Here is an 18,700-nt window from a genome sequence, read left to right as displayed (position 1 = left end):
AAGGGGTACAGCCCCCGGGCACCGCCAGGCGGGTCAAGATGGCCGACACCGCAGACAACAGCGCCCTCAGCCGCCTCTCCCAGCCCTCCACGGAGGACCACTGGCGCATAGAGAAGTACCGCCGCGCGGCGGCCGTTCTGCAGAGCTGATCAGGAGGTTGGAGGCCCGACCGGGAATCGAACCCGGGTGCGCGGATTTGCAGGCCAGTATGGGCGGTTTGAATTCAACAAACTAACTGCAAACTGGGACGGTGTCCGCTCCAAACAACTCAATGGCTTACGGGCAGCCGGCAAACCGGCTGCGGCTACCTGGCGCGTGGCGGGGTAGCGATGAGCATCGCCCGAAACTCCTGGGCGGGAGACCAACGCGGGATCTCGCCGCTGGCGAAGCTCCTGTTGATCCGCCTTGCCGACGCGAGCGACGAGCAGGGGTGGATCAGCTGGCAGCTTGAACACACTGCCGCCTGGTGCGGTGCCACGGCAGCTGAGATCGGGGTCGCGTTCGGCGACCTGGTCGACGCCGGTCTCGTTTCCCACGTCGACGACCGGTGGCGGCTGCCGGGCGGTGACGCATGAGCGTTGCGGCCAAGAGCGACGTCGTCGATGTGACACGTTGGACGAGCCAGCGGCTCGATTGGCATTTGCAAATTTGCTCCGATCCTACGTTGCCCGGCCGGGCGAAGCTGTTGGCGTCGCTGCTGCTGCATGATTTCGACCTGCGCAGGGGCGGCTTTGCGTGGCGTGCGCAATGGAGCTCAGACGACGGCGAAGACACCCTGTCGAAGCGCGCGGGTTGGAAGACCAAGACTACTGTGCAACTGGCCGCGAAGGAGCTTGAGGCGGCCAGCTATATCCGAATTAAACGGGGTCAAGGCCGGGGCAGGTCCAACCATTACTGGCCGGTGTTTCGCACTGAAAAGGGGGACCCTGATCCCCCTTTTAGCGATCCGGAAAAGGCATACCAGGAGCCGCCTTTTAGGCCAGAAAAGGCATATCCTGATCCCGTAAAAGGCATACGTACATCACCCCTACACCGTAAGGACTCCGCTAACTCTCCCGCTAAATGCGCGCGAGCGTCGGGTTTCGAACGGCTGGTTGAGGTTTGTCCCAAGGGCATGCTCAAGTTCGCCGACCTCGCCCTAGCGCGCAGACATCACGACGACCTGGGGAATGCTGGAGAGGACTTGGTTGCCATCACGGCCGGTCTCGAGCGGATGGGGGTGTCGGCCGAGTACTTGAGCCGCAAGCACCCGCCACAGCTGCACGCCTGGCTCGGCAAAGGCATGTGGCGCGGTTGGTTGGCTGGTAGCGATGAACTGCCGCCGGCAACGGCATCGGATCGAGCGGTCGCTGTGCGGCCGTTTACCGGTCCGCCCGCGGTCGAGGCGGCGGTGCTTGCCGTCGCGCCTCAAGCCGCCGTGTGTTTGGCCGGCGCAGCCTGGCGTGGGGCCGATCGAACTATCCTCGTCCGCACTAGCTGGGCGGCCGATCAGCTGGTCGAGCGGGTAACTTGCAAGGGCTTGGCGGCCCTTGAACTGCGGGTTGAGGTCGCGTCCTCGGCCTCCACTTCTCCGGCCCCGGCAGACCGGCCCGCTGAGCCGGTGGACCAGAGGTGACAGGCGCGAACGGCGTTCGCGCCCTGCGGGGGCGGGGCAAAAGTCCAGCGCGACCGGCACGGACACCGGTGCCTAGGATAGAAAAAATCGGCGCGGGTTTTTGAAGGATCTATTTTTTTGAGACCAGAAGCACACAGCTCGGCCAGCGAGAGAACGGGCCTTGCTGATCATCTAGGTTTTGCTGGAAGCGCCTCACCACGGTCTGCTGGTACGATTGTTGGTAGCAGACTGCCAGTCACGCGCTCCCGCCGACTGGCCGTGGGTCCGTGCAGAGAAACCAGCGATCTAACCTTCGAAATTGCGCAGTCGCCCGCCCGACTACGCGGCACGCGGATAAACTTGAGCCTTGGTCACTCCAAGTCGACCATTCCCGGGCAGGTCAATGGCGCGCCTCACCCGGCATCCGTCATTGAGCGAGGTGACCGCTCCGGACTTTTTGATCATGTGACGAGCGAGGCTTCGGCTCGCGGTAGTGATCACGAGACGTACGGTGCCTCGCCCTTCCAATGCGACAGCACGAAACACGTCCATCAACCCGATGCGATTTAGATCGTCGAGATGCGCTACGGGTTCGTCGAGGAAGAATGTGCCCCCAAGGCCCCTGGCGCGTGCAAGGAACAGGGCTAGCGCCAAGTCCTGCCTTTGCCCTTGGCTGAAATCGCGCCCCGGATCGAGGTACGCCGCCCCAGCGTCAGCGAGCCAATGGAGGAAAGTCTCAGCTTCACCTAGTCCGATCCGGTCCACGATCCGGTTGGCATGCATCCTGAGAAATAGCGCGTTCACCACTCGACTTAGGCCGCCAACCTGCTCTTGGCTTGTGGCGATATAGCTTTCACGGAATTCGGCTCGCATCGCATCCGCTGTGCTGGTCGTACCCTTGAGGCGGTCAACCTTGACCCTAAGGGGCTCAAGTTCGCCTTCGATCCGAACTATGCGCGCGTGTTTTGTCTCGCTCTCCCAGCCCGCGCGGGCTGCCGCCAGCGTTCCGTCCACCTGATCGAGCATCACTAGGCGCTCGGCGAGCTCATCGCGCAGGCGTTCAAGCCCCTCGGTGGACCAGTCCTCTTCGCCTGCGGCGGCCGACCACAAGCCCAGGATGCCGGCCTGTTCACTTTCCGCCGTCGCCAAGTCACGTCGAACCGCCGCAAGAGCATCCTGGCTGCTTCGCTCGACGGCAACGTGAGCGGTCAGCTGGGCGCGGCTAGCGTCTGCTTCGCGCCGGGCGTTTGCCGCGACTTCATCCAACGCCAGTCTGCGTTTGGTAAGCGCATTGTCCAAGGCACCCTGCAACTGGTTGATTGCCAGGGCCGATGTCAGGAAGCGAGCGCCGTCATCTGTGACGACGCCGAGCGTCGCCGCCTGCTCGTTGCTAAGGTCGGCAAGCGCTTGCGCCAGGTCTAGGCGCCGTTCCGCCCACTCGAGAACACGGCGACGCTCCTCACCGGACAGCGGTGCGTCCACCGCCTCAAACAAAAGCCGATCCCGATTGAGCTTCGTCTCGAGCGCCTGGGCCTCCTGGTCCAGGTTGTCGGCTTGCTGGCGCAGTTGCACGGCGTCGTCATGGGCCTTTCGCGCGAGAGCAGCTTGCTGCGCGGCGCGCGTGGCCACGTTTCTTGCGGTGCTCACGAGCGCCGGCGCCGCGTTCAGCGTTTTTTCGACGGCCTCGATCAACAGTGATCGTTCACGCCAGTCGTGGCCGCAGAGGGGACAGTCGGAATCGTCATCATGTTGGTGGCCCACGACGCTACGGCCGGCCGATTGCAGCGTCGCAACCGGTCCCGCAAGCGCCTCCGCGTCGCGTTCGGCGGCGGCCGCGGCCTTCTCACTCTCGTCCGCCGCGTTCCTCAGCTGTTGAATGCCTTCAGGGGTGGGGAGCGACACCTGGAGCTGAGACCGTCGCCCGGCGAGTTCGGCCTGATCCGCCAGTATCTGATCGATCCTGGGCTCCGCCGCGACAGCAGCGCGAACGCGGTCTCGCAGGGCCTCCCGAGCAGCGTCGTCCCATCGGGCCTCGGGGGCGGCGGTCAGCAGCGCTCCTAGAGTGAGATCGCCTGAAGGCAGGAACGGGTCAGCTAGTGCAACGGCGCCCAGTACTGCCGTTAACCGGCTTCTAAGGCCATCCTCCGCAGCACCTAGTCTTCCGACGGCGTCCGCCGCGGTTTGCTCGATGGACATGCGCTCGCTCACGACCGAGTCCGCCTGTTGACGTGATGTCTGCGCTTGCTGGAGTGCGGTGACCGCGTCGGTCTCCGCCTTCCGCAGGACGGCAACCTGAGCCGCCAACTCGGGCATACGCGACCAAACGGTCGCAAGGCGATCTAGCGCATCACGGCGCCGCTCCGATTCGTGTCGGGCTCGTGCCGCGGCTGCTGCCGCAGCCTGAAGGCGCGCCGCCACATCGGGGCCTGGGGGGCGGGTGCCCAGGAGTCGCTCAGCTGCCGTCAAGTTGTCGGACGCTGACGCCTCGTTGGCTTGCCCGCTCGACAGTTCGGCACGCAACTGCACGGCTTCGTTCTCCAGACGCCGGCAAGCCGCCTCCAATTCCCGAATCTTCGGTCCGAGCTCGGCGATGAACCGGGCGCACCCCTGCTCGGCATCCCGCAAGTGTCGAATGCCCAGCAAATCCGCGAACACGTCCTGGCGTCGCGTTAGGCTTTCAGGACTGTTGTCCACCAATGCCGCGAGGGCCTCGCTTGTGAGGAACCTCGTCCCGCGCAGGTAGTGCTGCCGCAGGTTGATCGCGTTGTTCTGATGCCGGTTTGGCGCCGCGGCGGCTGGCGCGAGTAGCTGCAGAATGTCCCCGGGCCTCTTCGCGCTACCAGAGCGGTTGTCCAACCATGCTCCGTCAGGCGTCCGCCACAGGCGCCGCTGCTGGCCGCCTGTGAGTATCGCCGCCTCCACCTCGGGTGGGACGTCGTCCAAGAACGCAGATCGCAAGACGTCGTTGTTCCACGTCCCTTCCCGCAGTCTTTCAACCTGGCCTGTCAGCAGCCATTCAATCGCCTCGCAAAAGGTGGTCTTCCCCGTGCCATTGGGTGCGTAGACCATCGTGATGGGTGCCGTTAGGTCGAGCTCCAACGGTGTCGTGACCCCGCGAAATGCGGAGATTTTGACGCTGTCTATGGTGAGCGGGCCGCTCAAGGGCGCCCCTCTTCTGTCACGGCTGCGCGCACCGGGCCGAGCCTTTGGATGCTGGACCACAATGCGGCAGCCTGACCGGTCAGCGACGGCCAGGCCGGCTCGCCCGAAGCAGACGTAACCCCCGCCGGAAGGCCCAGAACGGTGACTTGGTCGAAGCGGCGCCAGTCGCCGGCCTCATCAGGCCAAATGACGTGCTTCCTGCAAACCTGCGTGGAGAGCTCGATCGCTCGAACGAGAGAGGCGCAGTCCTCAGTTGCAGCGGTCGGCAGCGCGACCAGCAGGTATCCGTCAACCACCCGCGCGCCACGTCGGTGTTCTTCCTCAGACAGGTATTCGGCAAGCCAAGCTTCGCCTGCGTCCGTCGCTTCCCGAAGCACCTTCTCGTCTCCGGGCCAGAATAGGACCGCAGCGTAGTCGGCCGCCCAAAGCGAAGCGCCGGCGGGGGCTCCGAGTACGTGTGCGGCAGGAGAGAGTCCGACCGCACGGCAGAGCGGGTCGAGTACTGCCACGCCGGCGTCTTTCCATGAGCCGTCAGTCATGCTGCTTGCGCCGCCAGGGTTAGGTAGTCGACCAGGGCCGCCATTCTCGCAGCGTCCTCGTCCGCTTCGTAGTTCACATATAGGTCGGTAACGCGCTCGAGACTGACGCAAGCCACTGACCGTAGAGCACGCCGCTGGGTGATGTCTGTGGGATCATCGGCCAAACCTCCATCCGCACTCAAGGCAGCGGCCGAGTCGGGCGCAGCCTCGATATTGTCTCGCGGGTGACCGACCAGGGTTCCCTCGGGCAACTGGCCATGTGGCCCTGCGGCGAGCACCAAGAGAGGGGGATGCTCTTCAGGCTCCTGCGCCCAAGCCCCCAGCGCATGTTTCATCTGCAGACCTGAAAGGCTCGGGTCACGCCAGACAAGCACGTTCGCGACAGCCTGGCCGAGCGTGAGTTGTCCGGTCTTGCCCTGATCTGTCCGCCATCCGAAGTGGGCATCCTCGGACACCAACGTCGCCAGGCTGTGCAATCCTTGCCGCAAGGCAGAGCCGTGCGGCTCTCTTGCGACTTGGTCGGCAGCACAGCGGCCGTCATTGGAAACGCCGCGCAACAAGCTCGTCAGGAGCTCCTCGCCCTCTGGCGGCGCGCCCGATTCGACGTGCGTGCGGATCAAGTTCAGTCCCGTGCCGACCCTGGGACACCAGGCCTGCTCCGCCGGTACACGACGCGTGAAACGCGCCAGTTCGGTACATTCAATGGTCGGGGGACGGTCCACCGGCACCGCGAAGCCCCCACCGTCAATCGGTGCGCCCATCCCAGCTTGCCAATAGAAGCGGTCGCCGGTCACAGGGTGGGGCCCCCAAGACAGCTGACCGCCCGCGGCGTAAGGCGCGGTCGTTCGAAGCACCGAGCCGCGAACGCTCGGTGTTCCGACCCCGCGGGCCACCCTCACGCTGGTTTGGTTGTGCGGCATCACCGTCATTCGACCGAAGACGCCCGTGAGTGACCGCCAGGAGTCCTGTTCCTCGTCGAAAACAGGTTGATCGACAGAGATGTTCGATAGCGCAACGAGCGCGGCTCGACCCAGCGTCGCCTGGTTCAACCAGTTATCTACGGCGACGGCCCAGTTCGGATTGCTCGGAACGCCTTGAAGGAGGGAGCCGGTGATGAGGGCCGGTTTGCCACCAACCTCACCCTGCAGGGCAGCGCGCACACGATGGACCGCTGTGGCATCACCTTCCGCGAATGTCTGCACCATGTCGGCGCAGATTAGCGGGAAGAGGTCGAGGTCTTCGAACGAGACACGCAGGAGGTGGGAGCCCGATTGAATCCACTCAAGAGCAACAAGCTCCGTGCCCTGCTCCATGTGGTTCTTCAGAAAGACGACGCACGTCGTGTCCAAACCAAAGCCATGGATCCAACACCACGCGCCGTTGACTGGACGGACGGCGGAGAGCTGCGCCGTTTGCGCATTCCATGTTAGTCGCCGGGTCGTCGCGCCTTCCTCCTGGGCCCAGGCTTCTACCGTCGCTGCGACGGTCGCTCCGAAGCCTGCGATGAGGACGAGAGGCCGCTGTTGTTGTCGGACCAAAGCATCCAGCTCCGCCCAATCTCCGTGGCCGAACGCATACTCCGGAGTCACCACGATGGCGGGGCTCGGACCTGGGACCAGATCGGTCAGGACGGCGGTGTTATGGCCGGCGCCTCCAACGAGTAGTTGAGCCATCGCTGCGCAGGCTGCTGGTCGCTGGAGATCGCCATCAATCTGCGCTCCGGAGCTTCTCGCCAGTTGAAGGAGACACAAGTCCAGACGTCCGCCCTGCGTGCGGATGGGCGCTGGAACCACCAAGGTGGCCAGACGCAAAACATCATCGAAGGTCACTGCGGGGGCAGGCAGGGCTCGCGGTTCCTCTGGTTGTGGCCCCGCAGGGTGACCAACGGTTCTTGTGGCTACGCTACGCTACGATGGGTCTGCGAGACAAATCCTGAGGTTGAAGCAATGCAAACCACACCCAGCGTTCTCGCCCACTTTCGCCAGGCGCATTTTAGAGCTTGGTTGGTAGCTCCGTTGGTACTTTGCGGGCGCACACGCCCCCCGGACACGGATGTATGGGTCCCGGGACGCCCACCACGCTGGCGCTGCTGACTCCATGCTGACGTGCGGAAGGTCCGCGGAGGGCGGCCTGCGACCGCATATGCAGTCGCCGGAGGGCGCCTTACTAGTGGAGACATTGCTTCTTGGGGGGCGGTCGAGTGGCGACGTCCGAGGTGTTCGATCGTGCGGCAGACCTCTGGCCGCAACTGGTTGAGCGGGCCGGTCTGACCGGGGCCGGTCCAGGCCGCCGAGCGGCCTATGACCAGGACCTTGTCACGGAGTTGCGGGAGCGGCTGTTTCCCGGCGAGATGGGCGACCTAGAGTCCCTGCTTGAGGCCAGCGACCTGACGGCTGAGGATTTGATCCGGGCCTTTCTCGCGACCCTAAAACCGTTCGCGGAGATGAAGGTCGACATCCTCTCCATGCTCGCCGCGGCCGGAGCGCACGCCAGCGGCGACAGCCTCCCACTGCGCTTCAACTTCGATCCCGACAATGAACCCCTCGACCTGTTGCTGACGGAATTCCGCGGACAAATGGAGCGGTTCGAGCAGGTGATGTCGCCGACGCTTGTTCTGGTCTCCCATGACGACCTATGGGCCATCCCGCAGGCGGGCGACGCCGATCGGCGGACCTGGGGCGTCGATCCGGACGGCGTCACGGCAGGGCTCACCGCCTGGCTGAATACCTATGACGCTGGAGGCCGGTTCGAGTCCTGGCCGGAGGACTGGGCGACCGGCCGCGAGGACGTCGATCGCCGCCTAGGCCGCGCGGTGGCGCTGGCCAACACCTTCATCGCCGCGTTCCGCCGCCACGGAATCGACCACGAGCTCCTCCGCGCCGCGGGTGCCTCCGAAGCGGGCGAACAGCGTGACGTCACAGGCTTCACCATCCGTGAGCTTTGGATCATCGAGAGCGATTTCTGGCATCGCTCGCTGGCGCATTGGCTGATGGCGCGTCGCGGGGACGTTCGACGCGGCGACGAGGTGGCACTCGTCGCCATGATGGCGGAGATCGACCGCATCCTGCCGGAGAGCGCGGCGCCGGCGCGGGAGCTGCGGAAGGTGCTGGACGACATTCTGGACCTGCCGGTGTGGCAACACCGGCACGAGGTCTACGCCGTTTGGCTGGGCGCGCAGATCTTCACCGCTTTGTCTGACGCGGGCTGGAGATTTCAATTCCACCTTCAGGATGGGCGGCTGGAATTCGCCTTCCGAGGCGTCCACCTCGCGACACTATCCGACCGAATGGGTCTGTCGCTGTTTTGGTGGACAGAGCTGAGGACGGAACACGACGACCTGCCCAGCGCACATCGCACGGAGGGCATCCAGCCAGATTATCGGGTCCGCCGGCCGCCGATCTCTGACCCTGGGTCCGATCTTCTGGTGGTAGAAGCCAAACAGCACCTGCGGTCCTCCACCCAAGAATTCCTGGACGCGCTAACAGATTACGCCTTCGCCTGTCCGAACGCGGCGGTGTATCTGGCCAACCACGGGCCGGTGAGCGCCAACGTCCTGCAGCGCCTTGACCCGGTGTACCTTGCGCGGTGCGCGGCCTTTGGGAGCCTGCACCCGGGCTTCCCTGAGAGTGTCATTCAGTTCCGCCGGGGCTTAGCGGCGAGCCTAGGATCGGCTTTGGACGGCGCGGCATCCGCGATGTCGCCAGGCCGCGTCGAGGTGCGCCTGACTTGGGGCGACAAACCGTCAGACCTCGATCTCTACGTGACCCCCGTCGGTGCTGAAGATGAAGGGGTAAGTTTCCGGCGCGGCGAGGCGCCCGGCCTGCGCTATGAAGGCGACGTGACGACGGGCTGGGGACCAGAGGTCGTCCACATCGACGGCGTCGGCATCTACGACGTCACCGTCCATCGCTATTCAACCGACGGGGAGCTTGAGACCAGCGGGGCGATGGTCACGGTGATCTTCCGGGGTCACGGGCCGGAGCGGCGTAACGAGCAGCAGGTGCCGACGCCCTTCTTCGGCCACTGGTGGCGCGCCGCGCGTATCGACACCCGCGGTCGCACTATTGAGGCGCTGGATGGAGACTAGTGGCTCTTTCCTCGAGTCGCGCAGCCGTCGCCTGATGATAGTGACCGGAAGGAAAGGGGTGAAGAGGGGCCGCTGGCAGGAGCGACACCAACTTCAACTCAGGACGCCTTGCGGTCCTCCGTTGGTAGGTTTGCTGGTAGTTCGGCCCGCTTTTCGTGCAAGCAAGCAGCGTGTGGGTGCTGGAGCCTCCACCATATCAACTAATTGGTTCCTGAAGTTCTGAGTTGGGTCGCTTAGGTTCAGCCTTCCAGGTCTCGCGATGCGGCCTCGATCGCGTCGATGGCGGCCACCGCGTCGCTAAGCTTGTCCCTCAGCGTCAGCAAGGCGACGCCTCGAGCCGACCGGCCGCGCCTCGATAGCAAGAGCACGACATCCATCACGGCATCCGAGTGCCTCATCAGGCTGACAAGGTTCTCGCCGCTCGGTCCGTTGTTCCCTTCGAACCAGTTTCGGACGGTGCGGTCGTTGGCTCCGGTCAGCCGCGCCACGTGCTTGACGACCGACCGCGCCGAGCCGAAGTCAGCCTTCAGCGCGCTCGCGATGGATTCGTTGAATGGCGTAGCTTCTCGGGAAGGCGGAAAAGATCTGCCGCTCTCTGGCTGAAGTTTTCGGTCGTTCTCGGTAAAGGACATACTGGTCCTCCATCCATAAGGTCTCCTTCTCTCTAGAGTGTGGGATCGCGCCGGTGGCCACCGCTGTTGAAATCCTTGAGGCGAGCATTTCTAGCAAAGCGCCGCTTATCAGGGCAGCGCAGTACGTTCGGATGTCGACCGACCACCAGCGATACTCGACGGAGAACCAAGCAGACGCGCTCGCCTCGTATGCGGCGCTGCACGGGATGGAGATCGTCGCCACATACGCGGACGAGGGAAAGAGTGGCCTCAACATTGGGGGACGTGAGTCGCTCAAGCAGTTGATCGACGACATCGATAGTCGGCGCGCCGACTTTGAGGCGCTGCTCGTCTACGACGTCTCGCGGTGGGGACGTTTCCAGGACGCGGACGAGAGCGCGTTCTACGAATACCAATGCCGCCGGGCTGGGGTCCGGGTCATTTACTGCGCCGAGCAGTTCGAAAACGACGGGACGCCCGTCGCCACCATCGTCAAGAGCGTCAAGCGGGCGATGGCTGGCGAGTACAGTCGCGAACTCTCGTCAAAGGTCTTCGCTGGCCAGTGCAGGCTGATCGAACTGGGCTATCGGCAGGGCGGCCCGGCCGGGATCGGCCTTCGCCGCGTCCTCGTCGACGAGCGGGGCGAGTCAAAGGGCGTCCTTCGGCGGGGAGAACAGAAGAGCCTGCAGACGGATCGCGTGATCCTGGTTCCTGGTCCGCCGGATGAGGCGGACCTGGTCCGGAGGATCTACCGGCTCTTCATCATCACCGGCATGACCGAGGCCGCGATCTCGCTCCTCCTGAATTCCGAAGGCGTCGTCACCGACCTCGACCGGCCGTGGACGCGGGCCGCGGTTCATCAGGTCCTGACCAACGAGAAGTACATCGGCAACAACGTCTTCAATCGGGTCTCCTTCAAGCTGAAGCAGAAACGGGTAGCCAACCCGCCGGAGAAATGGGTGCGCGCCGAGGGCGTGTTCGAGCCGATCGTCCCGCACGACGATTTCCTTAGGGCTCGCCAGATCATCCTGGCGCGATCGCGACGGTTTTCAGATCAGGAGCTGCTTGATCAGCTCCAACGGCTCCTCGAGCGGCATGGGGCGATCTCGGGCCTGATCATCGACGAGCGGGCCGACATGCCTTCGAGCAGCGCCTATCGCTCGCGGTTCGGCAGCCTGCTGCGCGCCTACCAGCTGATCGGCTACCGGCCCAGCCGCGACTACCGGTACCTCCAGATCAACAAGCGCCTGCGCGAGCTTCACCCCGAGGTCCTGGCCGAGATCCACGCGGGCATCGCGGGGACAGGCGGCGTGACATCATGCGACGAGAACACCGGGCTCGTGACGATCAACGGCGAGCTGACCGTGTCGGTCGCGATCGCCCGCTGTCATGAGACCTCAGGCGGGGCCTACCGTTGGCGCTTCGCCTTCGACAACTTGCTGCTCCCGGACATAACGGTCGCCGTGCGCATGGGCGGCGGCAATGTGCGGCCGCTGGACTACTTCCTGTTCCCCAGCCTGGACCTTGAGGGCGGGCGGATCCGGGTGGCCGAGCAGAACAGTCTATCGATCGATGCCTACCGGTTTGACGACCTCTCCGAGCTGTTCGAGCTCGCGGTCCGGATCCCCTTCGCGAGGGCTGCCTGATGGACGACGTGGGGATCGTCATCGAGCTCGTGCCCATCGACAAGATTGCTGTCCTCAATCCAAGAGGCCGCGGCCGCCGGGTGCACCGCGAGATCATCGACAACATTGAGGCTGTGGGACTGAAGCGCCCTATCACGGTGAGCCGCCGCAAACTTCCTGACGGCAGCGAGCGCTTCGACCTCATTTGTGGAGAAGGACGGATCGAGGCCTTCCAGGCCCTCGGCGAGAGCCAGATCCCGGCGATCGTCGTGGATCTCCCCGAGGAAGACTGCTTCGTCCGCAGCCTGGTCGAGAACGTCGCCCGGCCACTCCACCGCGGTGTCGACTTGATGCGTGAAGTCGGCGCGCTCCGGAAGCGAGGCTACTCGGATGCCGAGGTGGCGCAGAAGATCGGCGTCACGCCGAGCTGGGTCTCGCTGATCGTCGGCCTCTTAGAGAAGGGCGAGGAACGCCTGATCGCGGCGGTAGACAGCGGGCTTATCCCGTTGAGCCTGGCTGCCACGATCGCGCGGAGTGACGACGCTGGCATCCAGCAAGCACTGGCCGACGCCTACGCCGACGGCAAGATCAAGGGGAAGAACGTCGAGCTGGTGCGCCGATTGTTGGAGCGTCGACGGCGCCGCGGCGCACTCGGGGCACAGCGCTTTGGCCGCACTGGCAGTCGCACCCGGACGACCCCTGACCAGCTGGTGCAGATCTTCCGCAAGGAGGCCGACCGGCAGCGCCTAATCGCCAAGAAAGCGGACTTCGTCCAGAGCCGGCTGCTATTCATTGTCCAGGCGCTCAAGGAGCTCCGCCAGGACCGAGCCTTCGCCAACGTGCTTCGGTCCGAGCAGCTCGACACGATGCCCCGTGCCCTCGATGCGCGCCTCAGTGGTGGCCTACCGTGAGCGCCTCCTCGCCCGGCGGAGTGACCTGGGGGTTTGAACGGGGGAGCGTGAACGTCCCCATCGACGCGCTGATGGCGATGAAGCCGTTGCGGCCCGACGTAAAGATGAGCGCGAAGTACCGCCAGATCGTCACCTCGATAAAAGCGGTGGGCCTGGTCGAGCCGCCTGTGGTGATCCCGGCTTCGGACCAGCCCGGCGTCTACTATGTCCTGGACGGCCACCTCCGCCTGGAGGCGCTGCGGGATCTGGGCATCAGCGCCGTGGACTGCCTGGTCTCCCGAGACGACGAGGCCTTCACCTACAACAAGCGTGTCAACCGGCTCTCCGCGCCCCAGGAGCACCGCATGATCGCTCGCGCCATCGAGCGCGGAGTCTCAGAGGCGCGCCTTGCCGAGGCGCTCGGCATCAACGTCACCGGTATCCAGCGGCGCGCACGCTTGATGGATGGGATTGCCGAGGATGTTGTGGAGCTTCTCAAGGACGCTCCCTGCTCGTTCGCGGTGTTCGATGTGTTGCGAAAGATGGGCCCAATGCGCCAGCAGGAGGCCGCCGAGTTGATGGTGGGGCACAGCAATTTTGGCCGACCGTTTGTGATGGCGATCCTTGCCGCAACACCAGACGTGCAGATGGCTTCGAGCAAGCGGCGAAAGCAGACGACCAACACGGTGACACGCGAGCAGGTGGCTCGGCTCGAGCGGGAGCTCGCGACACTGCAGGTCCAGATCAAGGCTGTGGAAGAGACGTACGGCCTCGATAACCTGCATCTCACGGTGGCGCGGTCCTACCTGGTCAAGCTGCTTGGCAGTGTCCGCGTGGTGCGTTGGCTGGCGCAGCACAAGCCAGAATACCTCACCGAATTTCAGAGCATCACAGAGCTGACCAGCCTGCCGACGGAGCAAGTCGCCGAGGCAGCTGAATAGGGGACCGGGACCCGTAAGCGCCGGGACCGCCGGAGACGCCGCCGTGTGGGGCGGATCAAGGGCGGCGGTGGGAATGGCGGCGAACCCGCTCGGAGCACACTAGGCCGATCGCTATCAGCTCGGCCGACGATCGCCTGGAGAAGCCCGTCAGAATTCGGCGGGCTTCTCCGGCTAGGCTTAGCGAGAAATGCGGTCCGCGTTAGCAGACCGTGGCCACGCGACGTGAAGGTTCTGCTCGGGCACGGAGACTCGAGCGGCTCGCCGTTCCCCAGTTCGCTACGACGGGATGCCGTCCGGGACTCTTGGCCAAATCCTGGACGCTCATCACATTAGGCCCACCGCTTCTCTTGCGAACCACACAACGATGATGACCTACTCGCGACGTGCTACCCAGGCGGGCAGAACCACGGGGAACCACTGAAGCGCTATGCTTGAATTTGGGGGCGCCAAGGGTTCCAACACCGGCGACGCATTTCACGAGCTATGGGCGGTCCGCCAAGCGCTGCGGATGCTCGAAGCCGACTCAGACCTAGCGGGGATCACGCTTGAAGGGCTGCGGGTCTCAGACGAGGCCGGCGTGGAAGGATCGCGCTGGCTGGGTGTCGATTGCGGGCTCTACTACCGCGGCGACAACGGTGCCTGGCTCGACGCCCAGCAGCTCAAATATTCCGGGGCAGATCCCAAGCGATCCTGGACGGTAGCCAGGGTTTCCGCCGCCAAGGGTGGTGGAAGCACAGGGTCCGGATCCGTTATCCGCCGACTTGCCGATGTCTATCGTGGGTGGGTGATTGAGAAGAAGAATGCCCCTCAATCTTTCACGGTCTCGCTGGTCACCAATCAGCCGATATCTACAGATCTCCAACGCGCAATCTCATTGGCCAAGAAAGGAGTACCCGCGGAGTACAGCAAGCGCCTCGGTAAGAACGCGCCGCCCCTTCACAGGCTAGTCAAGGCCAGCGGTCTGACGCCCACACAGTTCGGGAGCTTTGCGGCTCGCCTTGAGCTCGTTGGAGGAACTGCTTCTCGTTTCCTGCTGGAAGACCAGATCCTGCAGGCCGTGATCGCATGGACAGAGGCCGACAGCTTTGAGGTCGCCGAGCGATTGAGACGGTTCGCTCGCGATCGGATGCTCCCCGAGTCCAGCCGGGAAATGATCACGGTAGATCGGATCCTTGCGCAATTTGCGGCCATCGATAGGCAAACACTATTCCCGTGCGCTGCGGATGTGCGGCGCATCGAGAGCGCTGTCCCGCGCGAGACTATCCGCAAAGTCACCGACGAGCTCGTCGACGGACACCAGCGGGTTTGCCTTCATGGAAGCGGAGGCGTGGGTAAGACAACAGCGCTTCAACAACTCGCGAAGGGCCTGCCGGCAGAATCCATAGTGATCCTGTTCGATTGTTACGGTGGAGGTTCCTATCTCGATCCGGAGAAGCTCCGACATCGGCCGAGCGATGCCTTCCTCCAGCTCATAAACGAGACGGCGGCGAGGCTGCGTCTTCCGCTCCTCACTCCGGCGGGCCATTTTCCAGACCCCGTGCGCAGCTTTCACCGGCGCCTCAAAGCCGCCGCTGAGACCTTCGCTGCGGCGAGACCTGGCGCGCTCCTGGTGCTTGTGGTGGATGCGGCGGACAACTCGGTTTCGGCTGCGAGCGGTCGTATTCCGTCCGAAGTCAGCTTCGTCCACGACTTCGCCGCGATCGGGGAAATTCCGGCTAATGTGCGGTTCGTCATTACGGCGCGGACAAGCCGGGTCTCGAGCCTCAAACTCCCTTCGACGTTTTTGCATCGGGCCCTTGGGGCCTTCACGCCCGAGGAGACCAAGGCCAACGTCGCTCGAGTATTCGCGGCAGAACCCCACTGGATCGAGGACTTCCACTCCCTCTCCCAGGGCATCCCGCGCGTCCAAGCCTATGCGTTTGGCTCCGCGACCGATGACCCCAAATCGGCGATCGACGCACTTCGCCCGGCAGGCAAGAATCTCGATGCGATCTTCCAAGCCCAGTTCGACTTCGCCCTCAAGAAGGGCGGCGGCTCGGACACCGATGTTCGAACGCTTTGCGCCGCGTTAATCGCTCTGCCGCGGCCCGTCCCGGTTGATGCGCTCGGGCGTGTCACCGGCGTGCCTCAGGATCGCCTGGTCGATATCGTCCAGGACTTGGCGCCGGGCCTGCGGCATGAAGCCGGGTTCGTCGCGTTTGCTGACGAAGACTTCGAGCACTTCATCCGGGAAGCAGGCGCGCCAGTTTTGGCAGAAGTGCGGGTGCGCGCCGCGGAATGGATGATGACGGCTGCTAACCAGGACCCGTACGCAGGGCTCCATGTAGCGACCGCGCTCTTGGCGGCCGAGAAGCGCATCGAGCTCTTGGCCTTCGTAGAAGGACAACCCGAGCCACCGGCGAGCCTGTTCCCGGATCCGGTGCGCCGCAGTGAGGCGCATGTTCGAAGGCTTCAAGTGGCGACGAAGGCATGCAGAGAGGCCGGTGATCCGGCGCGGGCCATGCGGTTCGTACTTCAAGGCGCAGAGGCGGCGCGACGCGATGCGTCGGTCAGAACGATGCTGGCCGACAATCCGGAACTCGCCGCGAGATTCGCTCGAGACACAGCCGGGCGCTTGGTCCTCGGCGATCCAGACGCGCAAAAGAAGTGGGGTGCCCTCATACTGCAGATGATGGCCGCTGACGCCCGCACTGGCGACTTCGTAGCGGTTCGGGAGGGAGGCCGTCGCTTCGACGCTTGGCAGGTGGCGCGGCAGGACGCGTACCGCGCAGATGAAGCTCGATGGGGGCGCGCGCAGGGCTGGGAAATCAGCGAGGCAGACTTCGAGGCCTACGGCTACGTCATCGCCGTCGAGAAGGGGGGGGCCGCGGCCATACGATGGCTCCTAAAGAACAAGTCGTTGCAGCCGGCGTGGGGCGCGGGCCTCGATCTCGTTGACCGCCTGTTGGCGGAAGGCCGGCGCGTCGAAGTGGCAGATATGGCGGCCGCGGCTCCCACCCCTTTCGTTCCGTTCATTTTGGGCCCACTCGCGTGCGCCGGGGAACCCATCGATGTGCGCGCACTCTTGGCCGGACTGCAGGCGCTCCGGCGCACGAGGCTTCTAGACTTCGCTAGGTTCGCTGAAGGCCATGCCTACGCCGACACGGGCGCGCTCCGCTTCTTCGAGAGCTACCTGGTTGGCTGCGAATTGCTTGCGAGCCACCCTGAGGCCAGGGGAAGCCTGGCAGGCCTTCTGGAGCCATTCCTGAGGCCGGAGTTTCGTTGGGCGCACAAGCGACACCTGTTCGAAGTCCCCACGCTCGATCTGATCGTGCGTGCGGCCGCGCTCAATGCTGCGGATATGGGAGCGGCCCTGGAAGCCAAATCCTTGTTTCCGATTGAAGCTCCGGAGAAGGACGAAAATGGCGAGGCGAAGGTCCGCCGCGGGCAGCGTGGCGGCGAAGAGAAGCTTCACGCCTTCGTAGGTCCGCTGATCCAGTTTTACGAACCTCGCGCCGCGGCGCTGATCAGCCCCTCGGCCCACCCGGATCTCAGGGCGCACCTCCACGGCTCGCGGAAAGCCTTCGATCCCAGTTGGCGTTATGAGGCACCGCATCAGGCGAGTCAGGTGTGGGGACGCTTGGCGGTCGCGATGTGCGTCTTCACCGGACTCGCGTACTCGCCCTCGGCGATTCTGGATCTTGCGACTGAACTCCGGGGTGGATGGAGCCGCGATCACGACGGCGCGCTCCAGGTCGTTGTGCGTCGCTTGTCCGCCCACACGAGCGTCCATGGGGAACTTCTAGCCGGTCTCACCGCAGTCGCCAGCGCGCTCCGGAATGCACGCGTGGGGGCCGAGGCGCGCATGGACGACCTCGTTTCCTACGCCCGCCTACTCGCCGCTTTCAGTCCTCACGATGCTCAGGTCATCTTCCAATCCGCGGTCGTTGTGGCCGACGAACTTGATGCCGAGGTCTATGACCAGTGCCGCCTGATCGACGCGTTGTCCCAGCGCGCCGCCGATCGGGCACCGCCCGTCGCTCGGGATCTGGCCGAGGTCGCCTACGATGCGGGCGTTCGGCTCGCCGATCACAGATCTTGGGGATGGGGGCCCGCCATGCAGGCGCTGGCCAGGCTCGATCTCGGGTTCGCCTTGGCATGTGTCTCACGATGGGATGACGCAAAGATCGCCCCTCGAGATGACACCCTCGACTCAGTTCTCGCGATCGGTCTCGAGGCCGGACGAATTCCGCCGCCAACCGCCGTCGCACTGATCGTTCTGCAAGGATATGCCGGAGAGGCGACACTTGCCTCTCTCAACCGCGCGGCGGGGGAGACATGGCCAGCCTTGTCGGATGCGCTCGCCCATCACGTGCTTCGTGGCTCGGTGACGTTAGAATGCAAATCCTTCGTCGCGATGGCGCCTAGCGACGCAGAGCCCGGTTCCCCAACCGCCGTACTGCTCGCGCGTGAGACCATGCTGGCAGACCTCGAACCGCCGCCCCCGCTGGTGCGTAGCGCGCCAGATCCTCGGCATGGTCCGCCGAGGCCGCCCCCGCCGCCGCCGACTCCCTTCGACTTGGCCGAAATCATGGATTCACAGCGCCTAGCTGCCGCGATCGACGCCCGCTTCGAGACTGCGAGGCAAACGGGCCAACACCCCGACTTCAACCAGCTCGTCGCGCTCGCGTGCGAAGCGGTGCCTATTCCCCGCCGAATTGATTTCTTGGAGGCCTTACGCGGGCTTCCGCTCGACCCGATGCTTGATCAGCGCATGGACGCGATCATGGCGACGATTCACGGTTGGTCTGACTCGCTCGCTGTTGTGGCATGGTCCGATCGAAACGCTGCCGCACTGGTGCGGGAGCACTTCGGGCATGTGACGCGATACGTGGGCTATGACCGGACCGCACACAGGTCCGCCCTGGCGCTCTGCAAAGAGTCCGACGCCGAAATGTTGGTCCTCCTGCTCGAGGGAATCGAAATTCACGGAGAGGCCAAGGGGGCAGCCTGGACGTTGGGCATTGCGGTCGAAGCGGCCGCGCGGATGACGCCTGAAGACGCGGCGGGCCTGCTGCTTTGGTATGTATCCCGCCTGCGAGATCGACTTCCCGAAGCGGCCATAGAGGGAGCCCCGGTCGAGGTGCTGACGCCGACCAAGGCGGTCGCGCGCACGTTCTACGCGGCGATGTCGGATGTGGATCAGCGCATCCGGTGGCGCGCGGCCCATGCTCTGAGACAACTCGCGGCGTTGGGCGGATCTGCGGACCTC

At 64.5% G+C, this 18,700-nt stretch carries 11 protein-coding genes; 7 read left to right on the top strand and 4 right to left on the bottom strand.

Annotated elements, in window-relative coordinates:
- The first annotated feature begins 329 nt into the window (after positions 1-329).
- Complete coding sequence (locus QZV94_RS12960) at positions 330-575, top strand: hypothetical protein (protein ID WP_293678308.1); 246 nt, start codon at positions 330-332, stop codon at positions 573-575.
- Positions 572-1,615 (top strand): hypothetical protein, encoded by a 1,044-nt coding sequence (locus QZV94_RS12955; RefSeq protein ID WP_293678307.1) that lies wholly within the window; start codon positions 572-574, stop codon positions 1,613-1,615. The genes QZV94_RS12960 and QZV94_RS12955 overlap by 4 nt, the downstream gene beginning before the upstream one ends.
- Positions 1,616-1,933: 318 nt before the next feature.
- Here the strand turns inward: QZV94_RS12955 and QZV94_RS12950 are convergent, their stop codons facing one another.
- The 3 genes from QZV94_RS12950 to QZV94_RS12940 all read right to left on the bottom strand — a co-directional run bounded on the left by QZV94_RS12950 (position 1,934) and on the right by QZV94_RS12940 (position 7,124).
- The gene (locus QZV94_RS12950) at positions 1,934-4,756 is read right to left on the bottom strand and encodes an AAA family ATPase (protein WP_293678306.1); all 2,823 of its coding nucleotides are present in this window, start codon (positions 4,754-4,756) and stop codon (positions 1,934-1,936) included.
- A complete protein-coding gene (locus QZV94_RS12945) occupies positions 4,753-5,133 on the bottom strand; it encodes a hypothetical protein (RefSeq protein ID WP_293678305.1) in 381 nt (126 codons plus the stop codon). Before QZV94_RS12945 ends, QZV94_RS12950 begins: the two co-directional genes overlap by 4 nt.
- 158 nt (positions 5,134-5,291) lie before the next feature.
- Positions 5,292-7,124, bottom strand: coding sequence for an ABC-three component system protein (locus QZV94_RS12940; protein WP_293678304.1), 1,833 nt, complete (start codon positions 7,122-7,124; stop codon positions 5,292-5,294).
- A 371-nt stretch (positions 7,125-7,495) separates the two neighbouring features.
- Here QZV94_RS12940 and QZV94_RS12935 point away from each other — a divergent pair, with 371 nt between their 5' ends.
- Positions 7,496-9,382, top strand: coding sequence for a hypothetical protein (locus tag QZV94_RS12935; protein ID WP_293678303.1), 1,887 nt, complete (start codon positions 7,496-7,498; stop codon positions 9,380-9,382).
- Positions 9,383-9,621: 239 nt separating this feature from the next.
- Here QZV94_RS12935 and QZV94_RS12930 read toward each other — a convergent pair whose 3' ends face one another.
- Positions 9,622-10,014: a hypothetical protein gene (locus tag QZV94_RS12930; RefSeq protein ID WP_293678302.1), complete on the bottom strand. Its 393-nt coding sequence runs from the start codon at positions 10,012-10,014 to the stop codon at positions 9,622-9,624.
- A 53-nt stretch (positions 10,015-10,067) separates the two neighbouring features.
- Between QZV94_RS12930 and QZV94_RS12925 the strand changes: the two genes are divergently transcribed.
- From QZV94_RS12925 to QZV94_RS12910, 4 genes are all read left to right on the top strand, one after another.
- Entirely contained in the window at positions 10,068-11,639 is a 1,572-nt protein-coding gene (locus tag QZV94_RS12925; protein ID WP_293678301.1) for a recombinase family protein, read from the top strand.
- Positions 11,639-12,529 carry a plasmid partitioning protein RepB C-terminal domain-containing protein gene (locus QZV94_RS12920; RefSeq protein ID WP_293678300.1) on the top strand — a complete coding sequence of 297 codons (891 nt, stop codon included), beginning with the start codon at positions 11,639-11,641 and terminating at the stop codon, positions 12,527-12,529. Before QZV94_RS12925 ends, QZV94_RS12920 begins: the two co-directional genes overlap by 1 nt.
- 47 nt (positions 12,530-12,576) lie before the next feature.
- Positions 12,577-13,449 (top strand): plasmid partitioning protein RepB C-terminal domain-containing protein, encoded by an 873-nt coding sequence (locus tag QZV94_RS12915; RefSeq protein ID WP_293678299.1) that lies wholly within the window; start codon positions 12,577-12,579, stop codon positions 13,447-13,449.
- Positions 13,450-13,957: 508 nt separating this feature from the next.
- On the top strand, positions 13,958-18,700 hold a 4,743-nt coding region (locus QZV94_RS12910; RefSeq protein WP_293678298.1), incomplete at its 3' end, for a hypothetical protein.

Source organism: uncultured Phenylobacterium sp. (genome assembly GCF_902826855.1).
Lineage (GTDB): Bacteria > Pseudomonadota > Alphaproteobacteria > Caulobacterales > Caulobacteraceae > Phenylobacterium.
The sequence above is the reverse complement of the archived record's forward strand: the minus strand, read 5'-3'. Positions and strand labels throughout refer to the sequence as shown.